General features: G+C 33.3%; 2 protein-coding genes. Both read right to left on the reverse strand.

Annotated features, from left to right (window positions below):
• Positions 1–83: 83 nt before the first annotated feature.
• Positions 84–584, reverse strand: coding sequence for a hypothetical protein (locus tag U9R42_14150; protein MEA3497165.1), 501 nt, complete (start codon positions 582–584; stop codon positions 84–86).
• 625 nt (positions 585–1,209) lie between these two features.
• Entirely contained in the window at positions 1,210–1,503 is a 294-nt protein-coding gene (locus U9R42_14155; GenBank protein MEA3497166.1) for a PIN domain-containing protein, read from the reverse strand.
• Positions 1,504–1,648: the final 145 nt, after the last annotated feature.

The following is a 1,648-nucleotide window of genomic DNA, read 5'->3' on the forward strand; positions in this document are numbered from 1 at the left end:
TGCACTTGTTAGCCGTAGTTTTAACGAAGGAATACTGGCGGAGATTACTCTGTCAGCCGCCTACTCGATAATGGGCTTTTATTCTAAAAATGAGGTTCGAATAATTTAGCTCTACCATCACTTGCTTTTGTCATCATTATGGTAGGTTTATTATTTCGATACAATACATCAAACCCATTCCAGCCTTTTGACCAAGTATATTCACCTACTCTTTTACTTATACCTGAACTGCTCATTTCAAAAAATATGACTTTACCACTTGCTTCTTTGTAAGTGAACAAATAGGTTTTATTTTCCAATTGAAAAAACACCATACTGCTCCATCCTTTATGTGTTGTTTTATCATAAAGAGGCAAACCGCCTTTGTCAAGATTCCAAATTTGCGTTTTGCCGGTTCCTGAATTGTAGCAAATTACAAAATTGCTATTATCGACATTATATGTTTGTGTTATTGTATAACCTTTTCCCAACACAATGTCTGCTGTCCAATTAACTTTCATTTTACCAGATGACAAGTTCTGAGAAAATAAGGAACTTGTAACCATTACTAAAAACACTGTAAAAACACTACTTAATATTCTCATAATTAAATCTTTTATTTTCCTACTCGTATGGTTTTTCAGTTCCACCCCGTTTATTTAAGTGGTTTCTGGACTCCACTTTTGCCCTACTTTATTTTTGGGACTGTTCAGGTCAAATTCTTATCCCATGTTGGTCAATCTTTGTCCAGTTACTTTCTGTCAGTCTGTTTTTTTATTCCGATTAAGTCGGTCGCTTTACTGTAAGTTTTATTTGTTCATTAATTGCCCATAGCGAGTAAATATAATAACCAGTCATTTATATTCCCATTATATATTTTATTAAAAAAATTGTTTTTAATAATAAGTATAAACTTCTGTAGTTCTAATATTTTCACGTCCTAGTAAATTTTGAATGTATATTAAATCAGTTCACAAATATAATAAAATATTTATTATACAACAAAACAATAATTTTTTTACCTTTTATCTAACGAACCGCCAAGTACAGCCTGTGTTGAATACTTTCGGTAATATCCGCTTGGTTTATCCTGAACGAAGTTGAAGGGCTTGGTGGTCCCGACCAAAAGGTGCGGGATAAATTGTGAGAGGTGCACTTGTTAGCCGTAGTTTTAACGAAGGAATACTGGTCCGTATGGATCAGCCGCCTACTCGATTGGCATTTCGTTGTTTATTTTTTTGTCCAGTTTTCTAATTTCAAGTCCGGTATTCGGATGAATTCCTTTTCATTATTTGTCACTAAAGTCAAATCAAGGCTTTTGGCATGAGCCCCAATTAATGTATCCAAAGGACCTATGGGAGTTCCTTTTTTTTCTAATCCTGCCCTTATCAATCCATATTCAATAGTTGCATTAAAATCAAAGTCAATTATTTCTAGTGGAATGATAAATTGATTTAATGCTTTTAGGTTTTTTTTAGGGTTTGAACTTTTTCGAATACCAAATTGCAATTCAGCTAGTGTTATAGGGAGGTTCTATAAATGCATTTCTTTTAAGAAACAAAGATAATGAATAAGATGCAAGGCACAAATTTTTCTGAATAGCCGTAGCTATTGAGCAAAATTTTAACGCAGTCAGATTATTTATTATCTTTGTTCCCAAAGGGTTTTC

Source organism: Bacteroidota bacterium (assembly GCA_034723125.1).
In the GTDB taxonomy this organism is placed as follows: Bacteria; Bacteroidota; Bacteroidia; order CAILMK01; family JAAYUY01; genus JAYEOP01.

What these genes read in the sequence shown, in the direction of transcription:
- U9R42_14150 (MEA3497165.1), bottom strand. Translation starts at nt 584, where the DNA reads ATGAGAATATTAAGTAGTGTTTTTACAGTGTTTTTAGTAATGGTTACA.